General features: G+C 69.4%; 22 protein-coding genes. 11 read left to right on the top strand and 11 right to left on the bottom strand.

Features of this window, described 5'->3' with window-relative positions:
- Positions 1–7: 7 nt before the first annotated feature.
- Entirely contained in the window at positions 8–1408 is a 1401-nt protein-coding gene (locus tag RIE08_06815; GenBank protein MEQ8717306.1) for a hypothetical protein, read from the bottom strand.
- 271 nt (positions 1409–1679) lie between these two features.
- Here RIE08_06815 and RIE08_06810 point away from each other — a divergent pair, with 271 nt between their 5' ends.
- Complete coding sequence (locus RIE08_06810; protein ID MEQ8717305.1) at positions 1680–2354, top strand: potassium channel family protein; 675 nt, start codon at positions 1680–1682, stop codon at positions 2352–2354.
- Here the strand turns inward: RIE08_06810 and mutM are convergent.
- Positions 2351–3190 (bottom strand): bifunctional DNA-formamidopyrimidine glycosylase/DNA-(apurinic or apyrimidinic site) lyase, encoded by an 840-nt coding sequence (gene mutM, locus RIE08_06805; protein ID MEQ8717304.1) that lies wholly within the window; start codon positions 3188–3190, stop codon positions 2351–2353. The genes RIE08_06810 and mutM overlap by 4 nt on opposite strands.
- A gap of 23 nt (positions 3191–3213) precedes the next feature.
- On the opposite strand from mutM, the gene RIE08_06800 reads away from it, so the two are divergent.
- Together RIE08_06800 and RIE08_06795 are read left to right on the top strand one after the other, a co-directional pair.
- Positions 3214–4596 (top strand): hypothetical protein, encoded by a 1383-nt coding sequence (locus RIE08_06800; protein ID MEQ8717303.1) that lies wholly within the window; start codon positions 3214–3216, stop codon positions 4594–4596.
- A 59-nt stretch (positions 4597–4655) separates the two neighbouring features.
- Positions 4656–4868, top strand: coding sequence for a hypothetical protein (locus RIE08_06795; GenBank protein MEQ8717302.1), 213 nt, complete (start codon positions 4656–4658; stop codon positions 4866–4868).
- Positions 4869–4877: 9 nt separating this feature from the next.
- On the opposite strand, the gene RIE08_06790 is transcribed toward RIE08_06795, so the two are convergent.
- The gene (locus tag RIE08_06790) at positions 4878–5795 is read right to left on the bottom strand and encodes a PD-(D/E)XK nuclease family protein (GenBank protein MEQ8717301.1); all 918 of its coding nucleotides are present in this window, start codon (positions 5793–5795) and stop codon (positions 4878–4880) included.
- A 198-nt stretch (positions 5796–5993) separates the two neighbouring features.
- Between RIE08_06790 and RIE08_06785 the strand changes: the two genes are divergently transcribed.
- The 3 genes from RIE08_06785 (at position 5994) to RIE08_06775 (ending at position 8995) form a co-directional block, all read left to right on the top strand.
- Positions 5994–6494, top strand: a complete 501-nt coding sequence (locus RIE08_06785; protein MEQ8717300.1) for a DUF2269 family protein — start codon at positions 5994–5996, stop codon at positions 6492–6494.
- Between the two features lie 55 nt (positions 6495–6549).
- Entirely contained in the window at positions 6550–7383 is an 834-nt protein-coding gene (locus RIE08_06780) for an inositol oxygenase family protein (GenBank protein ID MEQ8717299.1), read from the top strand.
- 271 nt (positions 7384–7654) lie between these two features.
- Positions 7655–8995 (top strand): hypothetical protein, encoded by a 1341-nt coding sequence (locus RIE08_06775; protein MEQ8717298.1) that lies wholly within the window; start codon positions 7655–7657, stop codon positions 8993–8995.
- 96 nt (positions 8996–9091) lie between these two features.
- Here the strand turns inward: RIE08_06775 and RIE08_06770 are convergent, their stop codons facing one another.
- The 4 genes from RIE08_06770 to RIE08_06755 form a co-directional block, all read right to left on the bottom strand.
- On the bottom strand, positions 9092–11140 hold the full coding sequence (locus RIE08_06770; protein ID MEQ8717297.1) for an ATP-binding protein: 2049 nt from the start codon (positions 11138–11140) through the stop codon (positions 9092–9094).
- A gap of 2 nt (positions 11141–11142) precedes the next feature.
- Entirely contained in the window at positions 11143–13563 is a 2421-nt protein-coding gene (locus tag RIE08_06765; GenBank protein MEQ8717296.1) for a DNA topoisomerase (ATP-hydrolyzing), read from the bottom strand.
- A gap of 63 nt (positions 13564–13626) precedes the next feature.
- The gene (locus tag RIE08_06760; GenBank protein ID MEQ8717295.1) at positions 13627–14688 is read right to left on the bottom strand and encodes a ferrochelatase; all 1062 of its coding nucleotides are present in this window, start codon (positions 14686–14688) and stop codon (positions 13627–13629) included.
- The gene (locus RIE08_06755; GenBank protein ID MEQ8717294.1) at positions 14685–15485 is read right to left on the bottom strand and encodes a zinc finger domain-containing protein; all 801 of its coding nucleotides are present in this window, start codon (positions 15483–15485) and stop codon (positions 14685–14687) included. Before RIE08_06755 ends, RIE08_06760 begins: the two co-directional genes overlap by 4 nt.
- 113 nt (positions 15486–15598) lie before the next feature.
- On the opposite strand from RIE08_06755, the gene RIE08_06750 reads away from it, so the two are divergent.
- Genes RIE08_06750 through RIE08_06740 form a run of 3 tightly spaced genes read left to right on the top strand, consistent with a single transcriptional unit; the run spans position 15599 to position 20332 of the window.
- Positions 15599–16474: a transglycosylase family protein gene (locus RIE08_06750; GenBank protein MEQ8717293.1), complete on the top strand. Its 876-nt coding sequence runs from the start codon at positions 15599–15601 to the stop codon at positions 16472–16474.
- A gap of 7 nt (positions 16475–16481) precedes the next feature.
- Complete coding sequence (locus RIE08_06745) at positions 16482–18410, top strand: hypothetical protein (GenBank protein MEQ8717292.1); 1929 nt, start codon at positions 16482–16484, stop codon at positions 18408–18410.
- Positions 18407–20332, top strand: coding sequence for a TIGR03663 family protein (locus RIE08_06740; GenBank protein MEQ8717291.1), 1926 nt, complete (start codon positions 18407–18409; stop codon positions 20330–20332). The genes RIE08_06745 and RIE08_06740 overlap by 4 nt, the downstream gene beginning before the upstream one ends.
- Positions 20333–20361: 29 nt before the next feature.
- On the opposite strand, the gene RIE08_06735 is transcribed toward RIE08_06740, so the two are convergent.
- From RIE08_06735 to RIE08_06720, 4 genes are all read right to left on the bottom strand, one after another.
- Positions 20362–21210, bottom strand: coding sequence for a methyltransferase domain-containing protein (locus RIE08_06735; GenBank protein ID MEQ8717290.1), 849 nt, complete (start codon positions 21208–21210; stop codon positions 20362–20364).
- A gap of 54 nt (positions 21211–21264) precedes the next feature.
- Positions 21265–21594: a glutaredoxin domain-containing protein gene (locus RIE08_06730; GenBank protein MEQ8717289.1), complete on the bottom strand. Its 330-nt coding sequence runs from the start codon at positions 21592–21594 to the stop codon at positions 21265–21267.
- 32 nt (positions 21595–21626) lie between these two features.
- Positions 21627–22328: a crotonase/enoyl-CoA hydratase family protein gene (locus RIE08_06725; protein MEQ8717288.1), complete on the bottom strand. Its 702-nt coding sequence runs from the start codon at positions 22326–22328 to the stop codon at positions 21627–21629.
- Positions 22329–22430: 102 nt separating this feature from the next.
- Positions 22431–23513 carry a site-2 protease family protein gene (locus tag RIE08_06720; GenBank protein ID MEQ8717287.1) on the bottom strand — a complete coding sequence of 361 codons (1083 nt, stop codon included), beginning with the start codon at positions 23511–23513 and terminating at the stop codon, positions 22431–22433.
- Between the two features lie 201 nt (positions 23514–23714).
- Between RIE08_06720 and RIE08_06715 the strand changes: the two genes are divergently transcribed.
- The gene (locus RIE08_06715; protein ID MEQ8717286.1) at positions 23715–25574 is read left to right on the top strand and encodes an ABC-F family ATP-binding cassette domain-containing protein; all 1860 of its coding nucleotides are present in this window, start codon (positions 23715–23717) and stop codon (positions 25572–25574) included.
- A 10-nt stretch (positions 25575–25584) separates the two neighbouring features.
- Positions 25585–26217 (top strand): NifU family protein, encoded by a 633-nt coding sequence (locus RIE08_06710; GenBank protein ID MEQ8717285.1) that lies wholly within the window; start codon positions 25585–25587, stop codon positions 26215–26217.
- The last annotated feature ends 23 nt before the right edge of the window (positions 26218–26240 follow it).

Here is a 26240-nt window from a genome sequence, read left to right as displayed (position 1 = left end):
GGAGCCCCTACAGGGGGCTCGACGCCCCGCTGCCGGCCGGTGCCGGAGACCACACCGACACGACTCCGTCCGCGAGGAAACGTGGCTCTGCACCGAGCGCGACCTCGTGGACCCACACGCCGGAGCGCCCGTCGGGTGAGGTCCCCGCGTAGGTCACGGCCGTGCCGTCCGGCGACCACAGCGAGTGGCTCCGGCCGTACTGGTCGAAGAACGGGAGGTAGTCGCGTGCCCACACGGTGCTCGGTGTGAACACAGGGCCGGGCACGAAACCGTCGGTGTTGAGGAACCACCACTGCAGTTGTCCCGGTTCGCCGTCGGCTGCCGGCTCGAGCCAGCCGAGTGCCTCGCCGCCCGGCGACCACCAGAAGGCGACGACGTCCTCTTCGGAGAGCACCGTCGGGTCGGAACCGAACGTCGCGAGAAGGGCGAACGTGTCGACCTCCAGGTGCGGGAGGTTGTCGGGATCGATCTGGGCGGGGAGCGGCGCCGAGGCGGTGACGATGCCGTCGTCGGGTTCGGGGACCTCGGCGGTGAGCACGGCCATCCGGTTGATCGCCGGGCTGACGGCGAAACGCAGGAGTCCGTCGTAGGTGAACAGCGGCAGTGCCCCTTCCCCCTCGGTGCCGCTCGTCACGAGCGTGGCCGCCCCGTCGATCGTGGTGGGGTATATCAGTGAGCGTGCTTCGAAGGTCCACGCGGGTGTGAGGAAGGGCGCCGGGGCCGACTCCACGATCACCGTCGTGCCGTCGAGATCCACCCGGTCGAGCCTCAGGCCGTCGGCGTGGACGAGGAGTTCCTCGCCGTCGGGGCCCCAGACGAACCAGTACGGCTCGCCCCGGTCGATCCGTCGCCAACCGTCGCCCGCTGAGATGTCGACGACGCCGACGTCGACGCCGGCAACGCCGCCCGACAACGTCGCCACCCGGGCCGAGGTCGGATCCCACGACAGGTAGAAGGCGCCCGCCGGTGTCGCCACCTCGGCCCACGCCGTTCCGTCGAACCGGGCGGAGGCCACCGTCGTGGTGGTCGAGTCCGGTGCGAATGTGGACCAGGCGAGGCGGCCGGCGTCGGGGGACCACACCGGCTGGGAGTGGAAGCGGCCGTCGTCGGCGAGGACCACGAGGTCCCCGCCGTCGGGGCGGATCGTGAAGAGTGTGCCGTCCGTGTCCTGAACCGCGATGCGTTCGCTGTCATCGGGGGGGTCGTCGTCGGTTCCGGGTGCATCGTCAGGCTGTGGGGACCCGGCGTCGGAGCCCCCCGCCTCCGTGTCGCCGCCGCCGTCACCGTCCGTGTCGGGGGACGGGGTCAACGATCCCGGGCGGTCAGGGTCCGCCTGTATGACCGGGTCGTCGGAGAAGCCACCCGTGCACGCCGCGGCCACCAGGGCGAGGATGAGCGTCGCGGCCACGACCAGAGAGGTGGGCCTGCGGTTCCGGTCGTGTCGGGTCGGTGCCGCTTCGCTCCTCGAAGGAACCCTCGACGGCGGTCGCGTTGGGGACACGGTGTCACGGTACCGAGCCGGGCTCGCCTGGCGGGCGCGCCCGGTGCGCCATCATGGAGTCGTGGCGGCGCCGATGCAGGCCAGTGAGAATCAGCGACCGCCGGGACGACGCCGGCGGCGACCGACCGACCCCCGCCACCAGTTGTGGTTTGCGATCGGCCTCCTCCTTACGATCGGCGTGGGCGGGACCCTCGGCTACTGGGCCCTGGGTCTGACGCCGCTCGACGCCCTCTACCAGACGGTCATTACGGTCACGACCGTCGGGTTCCGCGAGATCGGCGACGTCGACGGCCGGTTCGAGGTGTTCACGATCATCGTCGTTCTCGTCGGCACGAGCACGACGCTCTACACGTTCAGCATCGTTCTCGAGATCCTCATCGAGGGCCGTCTCACAGACCACTACAGGAGGCAGAGGATGGAGAGGGACATCGCGCACCTTCGGGGCCACGTGATCCTGTGTGGTTACGGCCAGGTCGGCCGGGCGATCACGGACTCGCTGGAACGGTCCGGGCACAACGTGGTGATCATCGACCGGGAGGAGACGATCGAGGAGGTGGAGGACCACTACTGGGTCCACGGCGACGCAACCGACGATTCGGTCCTCAGGATCGCTGGTCTCGAGCACGCCTCGACCTTGATCTGCGCGATGAACAGCGATGCCGACAACCTCTTCGTGACGCTGTCCGCGCGTGCCGAGCGGTCTGATCTGTTCATCGTGGCGAGAGCGACCAATCAGAGCGTGGAGCCGAAGCTGCGCCGGGCCGGGGCGAACCAGGTGGTCAATCCCCACCAGATCGGCGGCTCACGCATGGCGGCGCTCGTCCTCGAGAACTCCCGCCCCGGAGGCCTTTAGCCCACCGTGGGTGAGCGCCGGGTCGACTGGCAGGTGGGACACCATGTCGTCGTGCGGGCATCGAGAACCCGCGAGCGCAGCGCGGTCCCGCACCGCGGGCACGGCAGCCCCGATCGGCCGTAGCAGGCGAGGTGGTCCTGGTTCGTGCCGGTACCGCCGTCGAAGGTGCGGTAGTCGCGCAGCGTCGTTCCGCCCCGGTCGATTGCCGCGGCGATCACCGTTCGAATCGCGTCGTGCAGGCGGGTCGCCTCGGCCCTGGTGATCCGGCGGCGGGCGGGACCGACGCCGGCCATCCACAGGGCTTCGTCGGCGTAGATGTTGCCGATCCCCGCGACGGGTCGTTGGGACAACAGTTGCGTCTTGAGCGCCCGGCGACTGGAGGCGACCGCCGAGTAGAGCGACTGTGGTGTGAACTGCTCCGACAGCGGTTCCGGGCCCAGGGCGGCCAGGGTGGGGATCCCGGCGTGGTCGCCGGCTGCCACCACCCGCAGGCGACCGAACCGGCGAACGTCGCGGTACTCGAGTGTCTCCTCGCCGAGGTTCAGAGTGGCGCGGACGTAGGGGTCCGACGGGGCCCCGGCGGTATCGACGAGACGTAGCAGGCCGGTCATTCCGAGGTGGACGACGAGCTCACGCGGCCTCGCTCCACCCGGTCCGGTGACCGCCACCAGCAGGTACTTGCCCCGACGGTCGACGTCGCCGAGGCGTGCGCCGTCGAGCGTGGTCGCCGGGGTGAACTTCGCGGACGGGTGGCTCCAGGAGGTGACCACGGTCCGCCCGGCGATGGCGGGCTCCAGAGCACGCCGGATGGTCTCCACCTCGGGCAACTCGGGCACGGCGCCACGGTAGCGTTCGGCCGGTGACCGACCCTCAGGACCCATCGGCTGTCGCCGACGGCTCTGCCGTCGACGGCTCTGTCCTCGACGACGAGGTGATAGCGGAGATCCTCGCCGAGGCCGCTGTCACGTTGCCGGCGCTGACCGCGGCCGGACAGGCCCTCGTGTGGGTGTCCGGTGCGCTCGGCCTGTGGCGTGATGACCCTGACGTGGACGTCGGGGAGCTGGATCGACGGCTACTCGCCGCGGCGACGGATGCGGGTGAAGAGGCGCTGGTCTACGCGCTGGGGCTCTTCGAACCGTCGGTCCTGGCGATCGCCGTGCCCGCCGCGGCGGCTGCGGCCTCGATGACTGCAGCCGGGAGCGCGCCGCCCCGATGGGCCGTGGCGGGTGTGCCGGGTCCGCAGGCCGGATGGGCGGTGCGCGAGGTCGGCGCCGTCGACTCCGAGACGGTCGTCGTCACGTTCGGCGAGGACGAGGCGCAGCGTTACGCCCTGTTGTGCGATATCGACGGGTCGGAGGCGTCTGCGGTGCGGTTCGGTCCCGATCCCATCGACGGGCCCGAGGGGCTCCTCGCCGAGTCGGTCGATCCGTCGCTGGCCGTGGAGCGTCTCGCGGTCGAGGCAGCGGCGGGCCGCATCGCGGCGGCGGTGGGCGCCGCGCGCGAGCGGGGTGGTCCGGTGGGCGACGAGACGCTCGCGAATCTCGTGGCGGCGGCGGACCATCTCGCCCGAGCTGGAATCGTCGGCACCGCGGCCCTCGCCGGGGCATGGCCGGCTGCCACGGCGCAGTCCGTCGGGGCCGCCGGCCCCGACGACGCAGATGATGCCGTTCCCGACGTCGAAGCCGACCGCGCCGCGCGCGATGTGCTCCGCAGTGCACTGCGTCACGAGTTCGCACAGGAGGGGGTGCCGACCGAGCTCGCGACGGCGGCGGGGGGGCTGCGCGACGCGGCCCGGGCCGGCACCTGGCCGGGCGTGGCCCTCGTCGAGGCGGCCCGATCTGGTGGAGCCGATGCTGCGTCCGAAGAGGATCACGCGGCCGTGGTGCTCGGCGCCGCCGGGGTGGTGGCTGCGCCGTACCGCCCGATCGGCGGCCTGGATGCGGAGGAACGACGCTGCCTCTCAGGTCTCGAGTGGGCCGACTGGCTGGGGGCGGTGATCGGCATCGTGCGCGCAGGTGCGGGTGCGCCCGTCACGCCTGAGGGGCTCGTCGATTCCGTGAATCGCTGTCCCGAGGTCACAACCTCGATTGCGAAGGCGGACAGGGCGTGGGTGGCGTCCGGGTTTTCGATCGCCCTGACGTTCTGGGAGGCGGCCGGCCTGGTGGTCGACGGCCGCAGCACGCCCTTGGGGGTCTGGGCCCTGCCCCGCGCGTTCGATCGGATCTGGACCCACGACGGCTGAGTGCCGACCGTCGAGCCGACCGTCGCAATGTGGACCCGTCGCGCGGGTACCGTGGCGACATGGCTGTAGACGCCGAACTGCCCCCACCACTCGGTAGTGAGGACGAGACGCCCTACACGCTGCCCGCTTCGCCGCGTGTCACGCCCGACAAGGAGCCCACGGCGGACTGGTTCGTGATGGCGACGGTCGGGTCGGCGGCTTTCGCCGCGGGGGTCGTCGTCGGCGCGGCGTGGTGGTACCTGCGCCGTCACCGCCCGGCGCTCTTGTCCTGACCGGGACGTTCAGCCGGCCTCGGCGAGGGTCACGAGCGCAGGGGCGTCGGCACGCATGCGGCCTGCGTCGTCACGGAAGCGGACCTCGGCGGCACCTTCGGCGCATCGGCCCACGTAGGGGCACCATCCGCACAGGGGCCCCGGCTTCGCTTCGAACTCGTCGGCAGCAGCCGCAGCGGTGAGGGCGTCCCACGTGCCGCGCAGCGCGGAGACGGCCCCGCCCAGGCTGTCATCGTCGACGTCGACGTCGACGATCTTCTGTCCGAGGTACAGCAGGCGCGCCTTCACCGGGCGCTGACCGGTGAGCTCCGCGAGGGCAGCGGCGTAGAGCAGGACCTGGTCCAGACGTTCGGCGGACCACCGGTCCCCAGGCGCCTGGCCCGACTTGTAGTCCGAGACCACGAGGCCGGCCTCGGTGGTGTCGACCCGGTCGATGATCCCTCGGAACGGCACACCGTCGATGGCGACGGCGACGTCGTGCTCGGTGGCGTGCACCTCCACGGTGCACGGGTCCTCGAGGCGCCAGAGTCCCTCTACGGCGAGCCACCCGCGCCAACGGAAGGCCTTGGCGGCTTCCTCGTCGAGGCCGAGGTCCCGGAAGTCCTCGTCGGTCTCGATCTCGGGCCAGGCGCGGCGGGCGAGAGCGCGGGCCGTGTCCACGGTGCGTTCCGCTGCGGGCATCTGCAAAAGGAGTTCCAGGACGCGGTGGGCGAAGGTCCCCGCCAGCGCGGCCTCGCCGGGAGGGTCGGGAAGGCGCTCCACGTAGCGGAAACGCCAGCGGCGGGGACACTGCCGGAACACGGACGCACCCGACGGTGAGAGGTGCCGTGGCGCGAGCTCCGCTGCTGTCTTCGCCCCGTCGCCCGTGCCTGACGGAGCGGAGTCGGCTCGGTCCTGTGATCCGGGGCCGGCGGCGACGAGTTCCATGGATGTGGTTTAACACAGCGCTGTGACACCGGTGGTCATCGCCGCCGGAGACGAGGTCGTCGCCCCCCTGGAAACGAGGTGACGGGTGGTCAGGTCGGTCTCGCGACGGGCGGCGTCGGGTCCTCGGCGCGGCCATCGTACGATCGGGGTCAGTCAGCGGAGGGCGACCGCGCCCACCGGACCAGTCGAGGAGTACCGATGATCCTGGCCGCCACAACCGACACGGGCTACAAGATCGTGCTCGTGCTCCACCACCTCAGCGTGATCATCGGCGCCGGGGCGATGTTCGCGCTCCCCGTCGTCGTCGTCTTGATGCGCAAGGCCCGGGATCAGAGCCGGGCCGACATCCTCGCCATGGTCGGTGCGACGATGAAGGCGGTGGTGGCCCCGGCGCTGTTGCTGGCGGGTGTCTTCGGTGGCGCACTCGTCGGTTTCTCCGATGACCTGTACGACTTCTCCCAGACCTGGCTCGCCATCGCCGGCCCCCTGTGGATCGTGCTGGTCGCGCTCGTCTGGTTCGTCGTGGCTCCGGCCCAGCTCGCCGTCGCCCGCCTCACCCGTGAACTCGCCACCGGTGACCGCGACGCAATCGAGGGCCGGATCGCGGCGATCTCGTCGCGCATCGGCATGGCGTCGGGCGTCACCCACCTCGGCCTCATCGTGATGCTCTACCTCATGGCGTTCAGACCGGGGCTCTGAGCCGCGCCGCTCGCGCTGGTTCAAGATCACGGCGACCTCTGCCGATGAGTTCGTCATGTCAGAGTTCGTCGATGGTCGCCAGACCCCGGTGGTGGATCGACGGGCTCTGATCATCGGAGCCGCCACCGGTGCCGCCGGCCTCGCCGCCGGAGTGGCGCTCGGCGCGGACCGCGCCGCTGCGGCGTCGCTTCCCGACGGGTTGGAGACCGTTGCCGTTCCCACACGGGTCCGCGACCACCGGGTCGCGTTCGACGGTGAGGTCCGTGCGATCTACGCCCGTCACTGGGAACAGACCGCCGCCGACGTCGCCGCGCTGAGGGAGAAGTACGCGACGCCGGTGTTCGGCACCGTGGATCCCACCGAACTCGTCGACGAGTTGGCCCGGTGCATCGACCCCGCTGACAACGCGCTCGGGAACTCGAGCCAGCACGTGCACCTCCAGCAGATCCTCGTGGGCATGGAGGCCGACGGCGTCGACGACGAGGACATGTACCTCGCAGCGATGACCCACGACCTCGGCAAGGTTCTGTTGTTGACGGACGAGGATCCGGTGAACGTGGTCTGTACGAACCGTCCGATCGGGGAGCACCCTCCCGGGATCGGTCTGGACAACGTCGTGTTCCAGTGGAACCACGACGAGTTCATCTGGGAGCGCATGGGTGATCTCGTTCCCGATCACGTGGCCTGGCTGATGCGGTACCACTCCATCGAGATCGGACCCTCACGGCCCTACATGGACGAGCGGGACCTCGAGTACCTCGAGCGGTGGCTGGTGCCGTTCCGTCGCTACGACTTCGGCACGAAGAGCACCCACTCGTTCGATCCCGCAGCAGTCGAGCGGTGGAAGCCGCTCCTGCGTGACCGGCTGCCTCAGTCGGTCACGATCTGAGTGCGTGACCCGGTCACCAGCCGCCGTCGCGGGCGGCCCTGAAGCGACGAGTATCAGAACCGGGGAACCTTCGGCGACGACCTCCAGTCCGCCGTCCGCTCCCCGGTGGCTAGTCGTCTCGTCGCTCGTCTACCTCGCCGTGCCGAACATCATCTTCGCTGTCGGCTGGTCGAGGCCTCTAGTTGCCGTTGTCACCGTTGGTTGCCTCACTGCTCTCGTCGGATCCATCGCCCGTGTCCCTCGCCTGGACGCGGGCACGAGCCGGCCGGCGATGGCATCGATACTGCCCATCGCAATCGGCCTCGCTCTGATAACGGGTGCAGGGGGGTACCTTCCTCAGGCCTGGGACTGGCTGAAGCACAACGCCGTCCTACGGGACCTCCTGGTGGAGTCGTGGCCCGTGACCTACGAAGTCGGTGGTTCCGAGGTGGGGCTCGTCTACTACGTGGGCCACTACCTCCCGGCGGCTGCCATCGGAAAGGCGCTCGGCTGGGAGGCCGCGAACGCAGCGATGCTGGCCTGGACCACGATCGGGATCGCGCTGGCGATCAGCTGGTTCGTGACCCACGTCGGGCCGGTTGCGAAACCGGCGTTCATCGCGATGTTCTTCATGGTGTTCTCCGGGCTCGACGCGGTTGGTCGAGCGTTGCTCGGCCCGCTGCTGTCGATGCCGGACGTCGTGCTGCCATCGGGGCAGCTCGACTGGTGGGCCGGTGTGGCTCTCTACCCGGCGAACGTGACGAGTGTGATGTGGGGGCCACAGCATGCCCTGGCGGGCTGGGTCGCCACAGGCTTGGTCCTCTACGCCGCTCGATCGGGGTACACCCGATGGGTGGTTGCGATCGTGCCGATGGTCGCCATCTTCTCGCCCTTTGTGGTCGTCGGCCTGCTGCCCATTGTCGGGGCGGCACTGGTGCGAAAGGCTCGCAGCGGGTCCTGGCGCGAACAGTTGCTCAGTGGTCCGGCCCTCCTCGCGGGGTTTGCGTGTCTGCCGGTCCTGGCGTTCTTCATCGCAGCGACCGCCGATCTCCCCTTCGACGTTGGTGGAGGCATCGAAATGGGGTTCATCGTCTCGAATCCCATCTTCGACTTCGGGATGCCGCGGGTAGTGGCGTCGTACCTGCTCTTCGTCGTTCTGGAGTTCGGTGTTCTCGGCGCGCTCATCTTCAGGGGCGGCTCTTTGCGATCCGAACCGCTCATGCGTCGGCTTCTTCTCGCCTCGATACTGATGCTCACGGCGCTGCCGTTGCTCCGATATGGCCAATGGAGTGATCTCGCCATGAGGGCGTCGGGGCCCGGACTGTTCGTACTTGCTGTCTGTGGTGTTCGCGCACTGTTCTGTTCACCGCGTCGGTCTCCCGTACGGCTTCTGCTGATCGCGGTTTTCGTGTTGGGGGCAGTGACCCCCATGACAGAGATCGCCCGAGCGGTGACCGATCACCACGTGCGGGGGTCGGTCGTTCGCGAGCACTTCGACTCTGGTGATGTCGATGCCACCTCTGGAATCGTCGAGCTGAGTCGGACCCACTACCGGGATACGCCCCGGTTCCTGGTTCAGTACGTCGGATCCGTCGACACGTTCTTCTACGAGCACGTTTCCGCAGTCGACTAGGCGGATTGCGGGCCCGATCCTTGGTGCTCGCGGCAACGTCAGCAGCGGCAAGCGAACGCGTCCGCATTGCCGATTGGCGCAACCATGGGTCGCGTGTCAGACGTCGAGCATGTCCTGGTCGATGAAGCCCGAGTTCTCGAGGAGGAAGTCCCGGCGTCGGCCGACGTCGGTGCCCATCAGGACGTCGAACATCGTGGCGGCGTCCTTCGCCGCCCGGGCGTCATCGAGCGTCAGGCGGCGCAGGACGCGGGTTCCCGGGTCCAGCGCGCAATGGGCGAGTTCGTCGACGTTCATCTCGCCGAGACCCTTGAAGCGCTGCCAGTGGATGGACTCCGCCTTGCGGCGGCCCTTGGTGAGTTGCGCGGTGATGTGGTCCTTCTCGGCGTCGCTCATCGCCCGGTGGGTCTGCCCGGCGACCTTGGTCGTGTACAGCGGTGGCTGGGCCGCGTAGACGCGCCCTTCTTCGAGCATCGGCCTCATGTGCGTGTAGAACAGCGTGAGCAGCAGGCAGCGGATGTGGCTGCCGTCCACGTCGGCGTCGCAGAGGATCACGATGCGCCCGTAGCGGGCCGCGCCGATGTCGAAGTCCTTGCCTGATCCGGCACCGACGGCGGTGAACAGCGCCTTCGCTTCGGCGTTCTCGATCACCTGCTTGAGTGACGCCTTCGCGGCGTTCACGACCTTGCCGCGCAGGGGGAGGATGGCGACGTTCTCGGAGTTGCGGCCCGCCTTGGCCGGACCCGCGGCGGAGTCGCCCTCGACGATGATCAGCTCCGCGTCGGCGCCGTGCACCCGGCAGTCCGCCAGCTTGTCGGGCATGCCGCTCGAGCCGAGGTTGGCCGCCTTACGGCGTGTCTCGAGCATCTGCTTGGAGGCGATGCGGTTGACGATCGCGGTTGCGATCTTGTCGCGCACCGAGTTGACGTGTGATTTGGGCCCGTCCCGGTCGAACCAGTCCACGAGGCCGGACTTGGCGATCTCGTAGACGATGCTCTGCAGCGCCGGCGTCCCGAGCTCACGCTTGGTCTGGCCCCGGAACTGCGGTTCGGGGAACGTGACCTTCACGGCGGCGACGAGGCCCTCCTGGACGTCGTCCTTGCCGGCGCGGTCGTTGCCCGCCTTGGCGAGCTTGGCGAGCTTGCGGGTGCCGGGCAGCAGCGTGTCGTTGACCGCGCGGGTCAGGGCCCGCTCGAACCCCGCCAGGTGGGTGCCCCCGTCGGGGGTGGGCACCGTGTTGACGAAGGACTGGATGGAGGTCTCGTAGCCCTTCACCCAGCGAAGGGCGATGTCGACGGTGCACTCGCGGGTGACCTCGGTCATCTTCCCCTCGACGGGCACCTTCTCGGTGAAGGTGTCGATCCCGTTGATCGCGATCACTTTCGTCACCTGCTCGCCGACCGACATCTCGTCCACGAGGTCAGCGAGTCCGCCGCGTGAGACGAACTCGAACGGCTCGTTGTCGGTTCCGGTCCGCTTGTCGGTGACCGTCACCTTCAGGCCGGGGACGAGGCAGCACGCCCGGGCCACCCGTTCACACACTTCGGTGAAGTCGATGGTGGCGTCGGGGTCGAAGATCTCGGTGTCGGGCCAGAAGCGGACCCGTGTCCCGGACTTGGTCTTGCCGATCCGCCTGACCTTCTCGAGATCGTGTCCCGCGGTGAAGTGCCCGCCCTCCACTCGTCCGGCGATGCGTTCGTGGAACTCGATGCGCCAGGTGTTGCCGTCCCGGTCGACCTCGGCGACGAGCTTGGCGGAGAGGGCGTTGACGACCGACGCGCCGACGCCGTGCAGCCCGCCCGATGCGCCGTAGGCGCCGCCGCCGAACTTGCCGCCCGCGTGCAGGTCGGTGAAGACCACCTCGAGCGCCGACACCTTGCGCTTGGTGTGGCGGTCGATGGGGATCCCGCGGCCGTTGTCGGCGACCTCGATCGAGCCGTCGCGGTGGAACGTGACATCACAGCGGTCGGCGTGGCCCGACGACGCCTCGTCGACGGCGTTGTCGATCAGCTCCCACACGAGGTGCATGAGCCCGTTCGAGCCCGTCCCGCCGATGTACATGCCCGGACGCTTGCGGACGGCGTCGAGACCCTCCAGGGTCTGGATGGAGTCTGCGTCGTAGCCCTTACCCGAACCGTTCGGCCCCATGGTCACCACCGTGCCGGGCCGAGCTCGAGGATCGGGCGGTCCGTGGTCGTGGCCACCAGGTCACGCTTCGTCGCGTCGAGCGGGAACGGGACGGGGGTCGGGTCGGGTCTGGTGGGGTCCCCGTCGGTGCCCATCGTCGCGACGAGGTCGTCGAGGGGGCCCACGTGTACGACGGTCACCTGCTCTTCGTCGTCGAGTTTGGTGAGCCGCACGCCCTGGCCGTTGCGTCCCTTCGTCTCCAACTCCTCGAGCGGGGTGGCCTTCGCCGCGCCGCGGTCGGTGGCGATCGTGACGGCCCCGTCGCCGAGGACGCAGGCGGCGCCCACCAGCCGGGCGCCGCTGCGCAGCTTCATGCCTGCGACCCCGGCTGCGCCCCGCCCCTGCACGGAGATGTCCGCCGAGGCGGTGCGTAGGACCTGAGCATCGGAGGCGACCATCACGACGTCGGCTCCGTCGGGACAGCCGAACGCGGCAACGAGGCGGTCGCCCTCCCTGAGGTTCATGACGGTGTCGCCGGTGCGGGTGCCGGCGAGCTCTGCGGGTGTGATGCGCTTGGCGACGCCGTTGGCCGTGATGAGGACGACCGGCTCCGAACTGGCGGCGAGCACGGCCAGAACCGTCTCGCCCCGGCTCGTGCCGAACAGCTGGGACGCCTGCCCACCGCGACTGCGGCCCGAGACCTCACCGATCTCGTGAACGAAGGCCCCCAGCACCCGTGCGTCGGACGTCACGGCGTACACGCGGTCGGCGGTGGATGTCAGCGCCGAGGAGACGATCACGTCGTGACGGCCCGGTGTGGCGCGCTTGGCGCCCTCCGTGGGGGTCCGTCCGACGGCCCCCGAGGTGGCGAGCGTCACGACCGCCGGTTCGTCGGAGACGCTGGACGTGTCGATGATGGACGACGGTTCGTAGACCTCGATGTCGTCGGGGGAGATGATCGTGCTGCGCCGCTCGTGGCCGAACTGGTCCACGAGCTCGGCCAGCTCCGCGAGCACGAGCTTGCGCTGACGGGTCTCGGAGGCCAGGAGTGCCTCATAATCCGCGATCCGCTCGAGCAGTTCGTCCCGTTCCTCCACGAGCTTCTGGCGTTCGAGCGCGACGAGGCGTCGCAGCTGCATCTCGAGGATGGCGTCGGTCTGGATCTGCGTGAGTGTCAGGCGCTCCATCAGCTCGGCGCGGGCCTCCGAGACGGTGTCGGAGCCGCGGATGATCGCCACGACGAGGTCGATCGCGTCCAGTGCGATGAGCAGACCCTCGACGATGTGAAGGCGTGCCCGGTCCCGCTCGAGGCGCCACCGTGTCCGGCGCACGATGACGTCGAGGCGGTGCTCCACGTAGTGGTGGCACAACTCGTACATGCCGAGCGTGGTCGGGACACCGTCGACGAGTGCCACCGCGTTGATGGCGAACGTCTCCTCCAGTGGTGTGAGTCTGTAGAGCTCCTGGAGGACCACGTGGGGGTTGACCCCGGGCTTGCACTCGATCTGGATCCGCGTCCCCTGGTGACGGTCCGAGAGGTTCTTGACGTCGTCGAGTCCCGGGACGCGCTGTTCGGCGATGAGTTCGCTGACCTTGGCGACCACCTTCTCGGGGCCGACCATGTAGGGGAGTTCGGTGACGATGATGCCCTGGCGCTTCGACGTGAGCTGTTCGATCTCCGCGCGGGCCCGCACGCGCATCGAGCCGCGGCCGGACTCGTATGCCTCACGGATCCCCTCGTCCACGATGATCCCACCGGAGGGGAAGTCCGGGCCGGGAATGACGGCGAGCAGTTCGTCGATCGTGGGCTTCGGTCGCCGCTTCGTCATGACGAGCTCCACCGCCGCGTAGACCTCGGCGAGGTTGTGGGGCGCCATGTTGGTCGCCATGCCCACGGCGATGCCGCTACCGCCGTTGACGAGCAGGTTGGGGAGCCGGGCGGGAAGGTAGACGGGCTCGGTGCCCTCGCCGTCGTAGGTGGTGCGGAACTCGACGGTGTCCTCACCCAGCTCGGCGAGCATCTGCATCGCCGCGTCGGTCAGGCGGCACTCGGTGTAGCGGGCGGCGGCGGGCGGGTCGTCGAGGCTGCCGAAGTTGCCCTGGGGGTCGATGAGGGTGATCCCACGCGAGAAGCTCTGGCCCATCCGCACGAGGGTGTCGTAGATGGCCGAGTCACCGTGGGGGTGGTAGCGGCCCATCGTCTCGCCGACGACCCGGGCGCACTTGCGGTGGGGGGTGTCGGGGCGGATGCCCATGTTCTGCATCGCGTACAGGATCCGACGCTGCACCGGCTTGAGACCGTCGCGTACGTCGGGGATGGCCCGGGCGGTGATGACCGACAGCGAGTACGCGAGGAATGACTCCGACATCTCCTCGGCGACGGGCACGTCGACGATCTCCGCGGCGAAGTCGGGATCGAATCCGAGCTTCTGCTGGCCTGCCATGGGGTCCTCTCGTCGGGTTTTCCGGACGGTACCCGACGGCGGTGACGGTGAAGCGGAGCCCGGTCAGCCGGGGCGACCGGGACGGGCCGGTAGCAGGCAGCAGTCGGCGGGGCAGACGTCGGGGCGGGCGCCGAAGGATCCGAGCGCGCGCCGGGGCAGCGACGGGTCCATCCGCTCACGGATCAGCTCCACGATCATCTCGACGAACGCCGGGTGTGTGCCCGCCGTCGGCACCCGTGTCATCTCGAGGCCCACCTCGTCGGCGGTGGCCGCCGCCTCGGTGTCGAGGTCCTGGATGACCTCCATGTGATCCGAGACGAAGCCGAGCGGGACGACGATGACATGGGTGGTTGCGTCGGCGGCGAGGGCACGGAGGTGGTCGTTGACGTCGGGCTCGAGCCAGGGCATCTGGGGCGGCCCGGACCGGGACTGGTAGACGAGGTCGTGTTCGAGGTCCACCGGCAGCCCCGCTGCGACGAATCGCGCCGTCTCGGTGAGCTGTGCGACGTAGTCGCAGTTGGCGGCCATGGACTGCGGGATCGAGTGGGCGGTGAACACGAGTCGGGTGCCCGCCGGGTCGACGGTCTCCCAGTCGACCGCTGTGCGGATCCGGTCGCTCACGGCTTCGACGAACAGCGGGTGGTCGCCGAACACACGGATCTTGTCGATGACGGGCGCGCCGGAGCCGACGGCATCGCGTGCGGCCCCGATGTCCTCGCGGTACTGGCGGCACCCGGAGTAGGTGCTGAAGGCCGAGGTCACGAACGCGAGGGCGCGCCGCACGCCCGCGTCGGTCATCGTCGTGAGGGTGTCACGAAGGAACGGGTCCCAGTTGCGGTTCCCGAAGTACACCGGGAGGTCGATGCCCGCGTCGGCCAGTTCCGGCTCGAGCGCAGCGATCAGCTCACGGTTCGCGGCGTTGATGGGGCTGACCCCACCCCGGGCGAGGTAGTGCTCGGCGACGACCTCGAGTCTCTCCCGGGGGACGTTGCGCCCGCGGGTGACGTTCTCGAGGAATCCCATGACGTCGTCGGGGCCCTCGGGGCCGCCGAAGGAGACGACGACGATGGCGTCGTAGCCGCCGGCGGAGGACGTCGCCTCGACGGGGCCGTCGGTGTCGATCATCGGTGCTCGGGTTGGTCGGTGGGGCAGAACCAGGTCTTGCGGCCGGCGAGTTCGATGCGTTCGATCGGGGTGCCGCAGCGCCGGCACGGCTCTCCGGCGCGCTTGTAGACGTAGAGGCGGTCCCCGGACGTCACCTTCGCGTGCGACGGTGCCCCGACCTCGGCGGGGTCGACGGTCACGATCCGGTTCAGCTTCAGGCCGATCCGCAGGAGCCGTGACATCTCGTCCCACAGAGCCCGGGCCTCATCGGTGTCGATGCGGTTGGCGGGCGTCGCCGGATGGATGCCGCACAGGAAGGCGAGCTCGGCCCTGTAGACGTTGCCGATCCCGGCCACGAGCGACTGGTCCAAGAGCGCGGTGCCCAGGGCGGTGCGGCGACGGGCCAGTCCTTCGACGAATGCATCGGCCCGGCCGTCGCGTCGAAGCGGGTCCGGTCCCAGTTCGGCGGTCACCTCGTCGTGGCGTTCGGGCGTCACGACGGCACACGTCATCGGTCCGCTCAGATCCCAGGCCTTCTCGGCGCCCGCGATGCGCAGACGGATCTCACCGACGAAATCCTCGACGGCGTCGCGGGGGCGCCACTTCCCGATCAGCCCGAGGTGGACGTGCAGGACCGCATCGTCGAACCATCCGAAGAGGTGCTTGCCGTGCGCCTCCATGCGTTCGAGTACCGACCCGTCGAGCTCGGCGGCGCCGTCGGCGAAGCGTCCCTGGGGCGAGCTCGCTGACACCGCGGACCCGGCGAGGTCGCGGCCGATGTCCCGTGCGAGACGGTGGATGGTGTGGCCTTCGGGCATCTAGGTGGGGGTGGTGTTGCTGATGTGGTTCGTGTCGCTCGTTGTCAACGTTCGAGGTTGCCGAGACGTCGCTGAGACGCTAGCCAAGAGGTTCGGTAACCCCCCTATCGACCATGACGACGACCCACCGTTCACTGACCGTCGTCTCGGTCGTCGTCCTCACGCTGCTCGCGAGCCTGACCGTCGCGAGTGGTCAGGGCTCGACCGGGAACGATGATCCTCCCTGGCGCGACCTCGCGCGCGCCGAAGCGGACCGGGACGCCCTCATCGAACGGATCGCGCAGATCGACGCCGAGATCACCGCCCTCGAGGCCGACATCGGACGACTCTCCACCCGCCGTGACACGCTCGCCGGCGACGCGAGCGGCCTCGCCCTCGCCCTCACCGAGGCGGAGACGCGTGCGCGTGAACTGGCCATCGAGGCCTACATCTCCGGTGGCCTTCCGGGCGCGCGTTTCTACCTTCTCGGGGCTCGGGACGCCGCGGATGCCAGCTACTTCAACCACCTGTTGCGTGAACACGCCGAGATCCTCCGTAGCGCGACCACCGACTTCGTCGCTCTGCGCGGCCAGGTCGACTCGTCCCTGGCACGCGCCGTCACCGACCTGGCCGACGCCGAACTGCGGGTCATCGAATTGAAGGCGGAACGTGCCGACGTGGAAGCGGCCGTTCCCGGCGCGGAATGGGTCGTCACGATCGCGTCCGTCCATGCCCTGGCCGACGCCGCGTTCGCCCGGACCGGTCGGCCCGAACCCACCGAAGAGGAGTGGAGCGCTCTACGGTTCTGCGAATCGACGCTCACCTACTCCGTCGACACCGGCAACGGCTACTACGGCGCGTACCAGTTCGATCTGACCACCTGGCAGACGGTCGGCGGATTCGGCAACCCCGCGAACGCGCCTCCCGAGGAGCAGGACGCCCGGGCACGACTGCTCTACGCTCGGCGTGGCAATCAACCCTGGCCGATCTGCGGCGCCTACCTCCCCTGAGTAGACCGTGACACCCGGTGTGGCGGCCCTGTTGTGCGCGTGCGTCGTCACAGGTGTCGGCCTCAGCGCTCTGACGCCGCTGCGACTGAGCTTCGAGGAGCGGGTTGCGTACGGCGCCGTGGTGGGTGCCATGGCGGTGGTCCTCAGCGGGATCGTCGTGACACGACTCTTCGATTTCTCCGGGGCGACGGTCACCATCGCCGTGCTCGTGGCCCTCGCGGTCGGCCTCGTCGGCGTCGTGCGGTCCCGACGGGTCCTGCGTGCCGACATCGCCGACCTCGTCGCGCGTTCACGGCTTTCGCCGATGCACCCGGACAGCCCCGCCCCCCTGTTCTTGCTGGCGGTGCCGGCCTGGATCGTCACGGTGAGGATCCTCGACGGCGCCTACCCCACGGCGGCCGACGGCGGCATCGACGCGGGTCACCTCGCAACGTTCTCGGACTGGCAGGCGCACCTCGCCTACGCGGGGTCCTTCGCCTATGGAGGGTCGCTCGACCTCGAGTTGCCCATCGCCTCGGGCAACGACCTCGCCTACCACTTCGGCATCAACTTCCTGGCCGCGATGATCGTCTCGGCGGGTTCGACGCTGACGGCGGGCCTGCAGATCTCCAGTGGCTACCTGGCGTTCGCCTTCCCCGCGGTCATGTACCTCGTCGGCGTGCGGATCTTCGAGCGGCGGGCCATCGCGTTCTGGGCGACGGTGATCTTCCTGCTCTTCGGTGGGTGGGGCTGGTCGCGCTTCCTCGACGACGTGGGCGCCCGGGGATGGTCGGTCATCTGGGACCTCCCCCGGACCTACACGCGGGACCCCGGTGAGGGGTGGTGGATCGAGAACCCCGTCGTCGGCGTGCTGTATCCCCAGCGCCCGACACTGTTCGGGCTGTCGATCGCCCTCATCGCCATCGCCATCTTGTGGACCGGATACCGCCACGGCGGGCGCGGCCCGTTCCTGACGGCGGGCGTGATCGTCGGCGCGGCGCCCCTGTTCCATCTGTTCGGCTACGGCACGGCTCTGGGTCTCGGGATCCTGTGGGCGCTGATGGACCGTCGGCGGGTCTGGCTGTGGTTCGTCGTGCCCGCGGTGGTCCTGTCGATACCGGCGGTGGCCTTTCTGCTCCCGCCGTCGAGTTCGGCTGACTGGTTCTACGACTGGGTCGGGCACGTCTCCGACGACAACTGGGTCTGGTTCTGGCTGAAGAACCTCGGACTGTTCCTCCCACTGGTGCTCGTCGGCCAGTTGTGGCGAGGCACGTTGACGAAGACCCAGGCGATCGCGTTCGTGCCGGTCTGGTTGTGGTTCGTCGTGCCGAACTTCGTGAAGCCGCACCCGTGGGAGGGGAACAACACCCATTACTTCGTGTTCTTCCTCGTTCTGGGGGCGTTTCCCGTGGCTGCGGCGCTGGTCCGACTCACCGACCTCTTCCCGTCGTCGACGGCGGTCGTCGCCGTGGTGGTCGTGACCATGACCGCGGCCGGCGCGCTCGACATCTTCGCCGCAGCCGACCGCACCACCGGGCGCTTTCCGCTGATGTCGGGTTCGGACGTGCTCGTGGCCGAGTGGGTCCGTGAGAACACCGACCCCGAGGCGGTGCTCGTCGTCGCGCCCTCCAACACCCATTCCATCCCCGCGCTGTCGGGCAGGACCGTACAGATGAGCTTCTCGGGATGGGTTTTCGACCTGGGAATCGAGGACTGGGCAGAACGTTTCGGCGACGCAGGCACGATCCTCTCCCGGGGCGAGGGCGCCGACGGCCTCATCGAGGAGTACGGGGTGGACTACGTCGTCATCGGGCCCCGCGAGCGCGGGGACTTCGGTGCCGATCAGGGCGCCTGGGATGCCGTCGCGCCGGTCGCGTACGACTTCGGGGGGTACCGCATCTACGCTGCGTCCGATTCGGCCGTAGCGACGGTCAGCGCCGCGGAGGACGGGTCGTGAGCCTCACCACCGAAGACGACGACGCACCGCCGCCTGACGAGGACCTCGACGGGGCGGACGGCATCGACATGGCCGACAGCGGCGCCGGGGACGGGATCGATCAGCCTCCCGGGTCCGGCGAGGGGCACGGTGGCCTCGTCGCCGACGCACGGCTCGCATGGTTCACGGCGGTCGTCACGGTGGCGGGCCTCGTCATGCGCCTCGTCGATCTCGGCGAGCGGCCGCTGCACCATGACGAGAGCCTCGACGCGTGGTTCTCGTGGCGGTGGCTGAACGGCACCTTCGACGGCTACGACCCCGTCTACCACGGCCCGCTGCGGTTCTACATCACCGGTGGCTTCTACTGGATCTTCGGCGACTCGGTGACGTCCGCCCGGTTGATCTCCGCGCTCACCGGGACCCTCATCATCCTCCTGCCGTGGTTCCTGCGCCACCAGATCGGCCACGTCGCCGCGGGTGCGGCATCGGTGGCCCTCGCCGTGAGTCCGTCGTTCCTCTACTACTCGCGCTTCGCCCGCGAGGACGCCTTCTTCGCCTTCCTCACGCTCGGCTTCTTCGTCACGCTGCTCGGATTCATCCGGCGGCCCCGCTGGTGGCACCCCTCGGTCGGGGCCCTGTGGCTCGCGGCCATGTGGGGCGTCAAGGAGTCGGTCTTCTTCATCATCTTCATCGTCGGCGCCTTCGTCCTGGTCGCCGTCGCCGCCGAGGTCCTCTCCGGGGCCGACCGTCCCGACGAGCGTCCACTGCCGGCAGAGGCGACCGTGCCGGCGATCGCCGTCGTGGGGCTCCTCGTGTCCCTCCTCATCATCGAACACCTCCACCAGTCGGTCTTCGCCATCCTCGGGATCTACGGGGCCGGTCTCGCCGCCCTCGCCGCGTACGCAGTTCGGAGGTCGATCGACCGGGGCTTCGATCCGCGCCACACCGCCGTGCTGGGTGCGGTCACGCGCAACGGCCCGTTGCCGTGGCTGCTGGGCCTGGGTGTGTTCCTCGTCGCCTTCGGCGTGATCTTCACCGTGTTCGGTACGCGGCCGGGTGATTTCGTCGGTGGTTTCACCGACGGCGTCGAGTACTGGATCGACGAACGTGACAACAACCGCGGTAGCGAGCCGTGGACCTATTACATCCGGGCCGTACCGATCTACGAGTGGTTCTTCATCGGCCTCGCGCTCATCGGCGGCCGGCGCGCCTGGCGGACGCGGAGCTTCGTCGGAGGCTTCCTCGCCTTCGCCGCCATCTTCAGCTTCGTCCTGCACTCGTGGGCGGGTGAGCGGATGCCGTGGCTGATCCTGCACCCGGTCCTCCCGATGCTCCTGCTGGCGGGTCTGGGAGTCGCCGAGATCGTCGAGAACCGCCGGCGCGTCGGGTTCGCTGCACTCGGAGCCCTCGCCGTTGCGGGGCTCATCGGCACCGCCGTCATCAGCTATCACGCGTCGTTCACCCGGGCCGACGACCCCCGTGAGCTCCTCTCCCAGGCCGGCCAGGCGACGCCGGACGTGACTGCCACCGTTGCCCGTTTCCACGCACTCGACCGGGCGATGCGGGCCGAGTTCGGGCAGCCGGCAACCCTCGCCGTGGACTCCTCGGACACCTGGCCGTGGGCGTTCTATTTCCGCGACGTCCCGTACCGGCTCTTCGACGGAGCAGCGGGGCCGGCCCCCGAAGCCGACATGATCATCGTTTCGAAGGCGAACGAGCTCACCGCCGCGGCTGACCTGTCGGGTCACGTCGGCGAGCCCATCCAGCTCCGGTGGTGGTGGTTCCCCGACTACGACACCGGCGGCGCGGCGGACTGGTGGCACTACTTCGTGGACCGCACGATCTGGGACAACGACGATCTCGGCGCCGTCGACCAGATCGTCTACGTGCGTGCCGCCGGGGTGCGCCTCGAGAACCGCCTCGCCGAACTCGCCATCGACTGAAGGTCCCTCCCGGGTCCCCGGTCGGCTTCTCAGGTCCGGGCCGGCGCCCGCCGGGCCGTGACGATCCAGACCGCCGCGTCGAGTGCGACCCCGGTTCCGTCGTGGCGTGGCGCGAAGGCGGCGGCGAGCGCTTCCCGGGCCCGCGCCGTCGTCGCGTCGTCGGCATCGCCGAGCACCACCTTGCCGACTCCGCTCGTCACCGCCATGTCGACCGCATCGGCCACGGTTCCGGGTCCGCCGTAGTGCAGCGACGACGTGACACCGGTGCACGCGACGTCGCACCAGCCGCTGTCGGTGAGCATCGAAGCGAGCCACTCCGTGTCGCCGAAGACGAACGGATCGTTCCCCTCGGGCTGGTCGGGGACGGCCTCGACTGAACCGAGCACGGCGTCACGGACGACCGTGAGCCACTCGTTGTCGGCGATCGGTTGCCACACCGCCATCGCGAGACGGCCGCCGGGCTTCACCGCGCGGGCGATGTTCGCGAACGCCGCAGTGGGCTCGTCGAAGAACATGACGCCGAAGCGGCTGATGGCGACGTCGAAGGCAGCCTCGTCGAAGGTGTGGGTTGCCACGTCGGTCCGGACGAACTCGAGCGGGAGATCGGAGCCGGTTGCGCGCTCCGCGGCGACCGCGAGCATCGGTTCGGAGAGGTCGGCGCCGACGACCCGACCTGTGGCTCCGACGGCTGCGGCCGCCGCGAACGAGGTCACACCACACCCGCAGCCGATGTCGAGGACGGACTCGCCGGGAACGGCCGCCGCCGCCTCCAGCAGCGGAGGTAGAAAGGGACCGAGCATCTCGTCACGTCGGTCCGCGGCCGAGGCCCAGCGCCGACCGTCCTCACCGTTCCAGCGCATCATCTGCTGTTCACCCATGCCGGGATCCTGTCACGGCACAGCCGGATGCCGTGACGCGGGCGTCGCCGGCAGTCAGTTGCGACCGAGCAGACGGGCGAGCAGCCCGGGGGATTCGCTCTCGGCGACCTCTTCGGCGGGCAGGAGGTGGGGCGCCTCGCTCTCGATGGCGGCCAGCACGCTCTTGGGACTCGGGTTGACGAGCGTCACGGAGCCGACACGGATCGTCGGTACGGTCTCGGCCCCGTTGGTCGCCGAGCGCACGAACTCCGCCGCCAGTGGCTCCTCCCAGATGTTGTGCTTGTCCATCGGGATGCCGCGCTTCGACAGCGAGCGGTCGAGCGCGAAGCAGAACCCGCACCCCCGTCGCCAGTAGAACTCGACGGCTTCGATCTGGTCTCTCAACGCGAATCTCCTGGTGCGGTGAACGTCGTCGGTCAGCCGCTCAGGCTGAACTTCGCGAGGTCTTCTTCGAGTCCGGCCCGGACCCGGTCCACGAGCGCGCTGCGCATCCGTGCACGGGTTCCGGCGAACGCGGTCATGTCGATGGTCTCGGAGATGGTCGTGGCACGGGTGATCGCCTCGGCCACGGGGTCGGCCGCGGTCTCGTCGAGGTAGCCGGCATCGACCGCACCAGCCGGGTCGTAGATCTCCGCGAGCGCCGTGGCACGGGTGAGGTGGCGGCGCGAGAGTCGGTCGGCGGCGAGTTCCAGGGCGAACGCCGGAAGCGGCATGCCGATGGCGTGTTCGTTCAGGCCGATCTTGAAGTCGCCCTCGGCGCCGATCCGCAGGTCGGCCGCCAACAACATCAGCGCACCCGCGGCCAGGGCGTGGCCCGTTGCGGCGACCACGACGGGCCGGGGGTGGGAGTACATGGCGAGGAGCAGCCCGGTGCCGTCGCGCAGCAGGGACCGCGCCGCGTCGGCTCCCGACGTCATGACGGAGAGGTCGAAGCCGGCCGAGAAACGCCCCGGTCTCCCTGCGATGACCACGGCACCGGGCCCTGCCGCCGTCGAAGCGAGGGCGGTGACGAACTCGTCGATCAGGGCCGGTGAGAGTGCGTTCGCCTTCCCGTCGTCGATCCGGATCACGGCGACGTCACCGGTCATCTCGACCGCGACGGGGGTCGCATCAGCCACGAGCGATCACGGTATCGGAGTGGCCGGCGGAAGGGGAAGATGATCGTCGCCCGTTCGGGTCGGGCGACCCATCCCGGGCACGAGTTCGCTCACCCAGGGTGGTCAGGGCCGCACTCTCGCGGTCTCGCCGCGCAGGGCGGCGTCGATGTCGGACCAGGTGAGCAGGCCGGAGATGGTCCCGGCGTCGACCACGAGGGCGTGGCGCTCGTCGCGCTCTCGCAGTTCCGAGATCACGGTCACCAGAGGACGGCGCGAAGTCACCTGCAGCAGGCTGTCGAGGGGACGTGCGAGGTCACGGACCCGGGTGTCGGGTCGCTCCGGCGGCGGGATGCGCCGCATCTCACGTGTCGTGACGAAACCGAGGAAGTGGCGGTTGAAGTCGTAGACCGCCAGGGACTGCGAGCCTTCGCCGGGATGGGCGGCGAGAGCCTCGTCCACCGTCATCCAGTCCTCGACGGAATCGGCGAACGGGCTCATCGTGTCCCCGACGGAGACCGACTCGACCAGGCCGGCCATGTCGGCGCCCCTCGCCTCGGCTGTCGCCGCGCTACGCAGGAACCAGCCGATGGCGATCGTCCACCAGCCGAACCCGGCGTCGAAGAGGATCTGAGCCACCCCGCCGACCATCAGCAGGCTCCCGAAGAAGCGGCCGGCCGACGCTGCGGACCGCAGCGCCCTGGAGCGGTCACCGTGGCGGTGCCACAACGCCGCCGACAGGATCCGACCGCCGTCGAGGGGTGCCGCAGGGATGAGGTTGAACACTGCGAGAACACCGTTGATGAGCGCCAGCCAGCCGAGGGCGGCGACGAGTAGTGGACTGGCGCCGAGTGCGTCGAGGCCGAACGCGAGGCCGAAGGAGACGGCACCGACGACCAGACTCATGGCGGGTCCGGCGGCGGCGATGCGGAACTCGTCGCCCGCCTTCTTCGGAGCCGAGCCGAGTTTCGCGACCCCCCCGAGTAGCCACAGGGTGATGCCGCCCACTTCGATGCCGCGACGCTGTGCGACGATGGCATGGGAGAGCTCATGGGCGAGGATCGAGGCGAAGAACGCCACGGCGGCGACGAGCGACACGAGCCAGTAGGCACCGTCGGAGTAGCCGTCGACGGCGTCGGGAAGGAGCACGGTCGCGAGATTCCAGCTGATCAGGCCCGCGATGAGGACGAGGCTCCAGTTGAGCCCCACCGGGATGCCGGCTATGCGACCGAGGCGGATGCTCTCGTTGATGTCGGTTCCTCTCGGGGGTATCGGGGGGGTTGGGGGTCCCGGGTGGATGGACCGGGGTCCCACCACGAGTGTGGCACCCGTTATCAACACACGCGGAGCCGAAATCCATCCGAAAGTCGGCCCGGCCGGTCGTTGTGTCGGTGCCCCTAGGGTTTCGGTGTGATTCTCGTCGATCTGGATGGCGTCTGCCTCGCCCGCCCCGGCCGCCCGCTGTTCGAGGATCTGTCGTTGACCGTGTCGAGTGGTCAACGCATCGGCATCGTCGGGCTCAACGGGGGTGGGAAGTCCTCGCTCGTCGGTGTCATCGCCGGAACCGTCGAGCCCGACGGCGGCACGGTCCGGCGCGGTCGCGGGGTGCGCATCTCGAGCCTCGACCAGGATCCGCGTCTGTCGCAGGGCTCGGTGCGGACCGTGGTCGGGGACTCGTGGGAACTCGAGGCGGTCCTCGACCGGCTCGATCTCGCCGACCGGCTCGACCAGCCGACGTCCGACCTGTCCGGGGGCGAGGCCAAGCGTGTCGCTCTCGCGCATTGTCTCGTCGCGGAGTCGGATCTCCTCCTCCTCGACGAGCCGACGAACCACCTCGACCTGGAGACGGTGGCCTGGCTCGGTGAGCGCCTGGCCACCTACCAGGGCGGTCTCATCCTCGTCACCCACGACCGTCACCTCCTCGACGCCGTGACGAACCAGGTTCTCGAGCTCGACAGGGGTCAGGCGCACCTCCACGACGGCGGCTACGCGACGTATCTCCTCAACCGTTCCGAGAGGGAGAGCCAGGCGGCCCGGTCCGAGTCCGTGCGCCGCAACCTCGTGCGCCGTGAGCTCGCCTGGTTGCGGCGTGGCGCCAAGGCGCGGACGTCCAAGTCCAAGGCGCGCATCGACGCTGCCAACGAGCTGATGGCCGCCGAGCCCGGGTCCGGCCCCCGCGAGAGCGACATCGACTGGGACCTGGGCACGCCGCGCCTCGGTGACAAGGTGGTGGAACTCCACGATGTCGGCTTCGGGTTCGGGGACGGCGCGGAGCTGTTCAGCGGGCTGGAGCTGCTCATCGGCCCCCGTGAGCGCCTCGGCATCGTCGGTCCGAACGGGGCGGGGAAGACGACGCTGCTCGAGCTGATGGCCCGGCTCCGGGAGCCCACTTCGGGGTCGATCGTCCACGGCACGACCGTGAAGCTCGCCTACTTCGACCAGACGGGCGCCGAGCTGGACCCCGACCTTCGGGTGCGCGAGATCGTCGTCGGTCCCGACCGTGATCCGACGTGGCGTGACACGAAGCTCATGGAGGCGTTCTGGTTCGACGACGACGCCCAGTTCGCACAGGTGCGCTACCTCTCGGGCGGCGAGCGGCGTCGGCTGCAGCTGTTGGTGGCACTGGCGCAACAGCCCAACGTCCTGCTGCTCGACGAGCCGACGAACGATCTCGACCTGGACACCCTGCGTTCGCTCGAGGACTACCTCGACGTGTGGCCGGGGGCGCTGGTCGTCGTCAGTCACGACAGGGCGTTCCTGTCGCGCACCGTGGACGACGTGATCGTGCTCGACGGTGCCGGGGGAGCCGGTCGGTTCCCGGGCGGATACGAGGCATGGGTGCAGGAGCGACTCTCGCGCCGTGCCCGAGGCAAGGTCGGGTCGCGCTCCACCCGTGGCGGCACCACCGGCTCGGGACGGTCCGGGTCCGAGGTGGGACGGCCCGCCGGAGGCGGCGATAACGCAGCCGGAGGCGGCACCACCGGCTCGGGACGGTCCGGGTCCGAGGTGGGACGGTCCGCCGGAGGCGGCGAGGACACAGCACCACGTGTCTCCGCGTCGACCCTGCGCCACCGCCTCAAGGCGCTCGAGAAGGAGATCGTCAAGCTGGAGAAGCGTCGCGGTGAGCTGACGGGTGCACTCGAGGCGGCGGGAACCGACCACGAGGCCCTGGCGAGCGCCGGGGCGGCGCTCGGTGAGGTGACCACGGCGATCGCCGAAGCCGAGGAGGAGTGGCTGTCGGTGTCGGGGGACCTCGAGGACCGCCGGTAGCCTGTTCGACATGGCCGACACGCAGACCCCCACCACCGACGAGAAGGCGCCACTGGCCATCTCCGCCGAGGCTGCCGAGAAGGTCCTCGAGATCCGCGAGGCCGAGGACGACGCAGACGGTCTCGCCCTGCGAGTCGAGGTCACCGGCATGAACGGCGTGGACTTCACCTACGACCTCGCCTTCGAGCCGGTCGCCGGCGCCGATGACGACGACGTCGTCTACGAATCGGGTGGACTCACCTTCATCGTCCCCGCCAACAGCGTCGAGAAGCTCCTCGGAGCCACGCTGGACCTGCCATCGAACCCGGTGCAGGGCGGCCTCGTGATCCGCAACCCGAACCGCCCCGACATGTTGGAGGGCGCAGACCTCGAGCTGACCGGGTCGCTCGAGGAGAAGGTCAACCAGCTCCTGCACCGCCACATCAACCCTTCGTTGGCGGCACACGGCGGGTTCGCGGAACTGGTCAAGGTCGACGGCACCGATGTCCATCTCATGATGGGCGGAGGTTGCCAGGGTTGCGCCATGAGCGCGGCCACCCTGCGCGAGGGCATCTCGGTGATGATCGCCCAGGCGCTACCCGAGGTGACCGATGTGATCGATGTCACCGACCACAACGCCGGCGAGACGCCCTACTACTCCTGAAGCCCCGCGGCTGCTGAGGTGGC

The sequence above is a fragment of the Acidimicrobiales bacterium genome, assembly GCA_040219085.1.
Classification (GTDB): domain Bacteria; phylum Actinomycetota; class Acidimicrobiia; order Acidimicrobiales; family JAVJTC01; genus JAVJTC01.
Note: the sequence above shows the minus strand (reverse complement) of the source record. Positions and strands in the feature narration are given on the sequence as shown.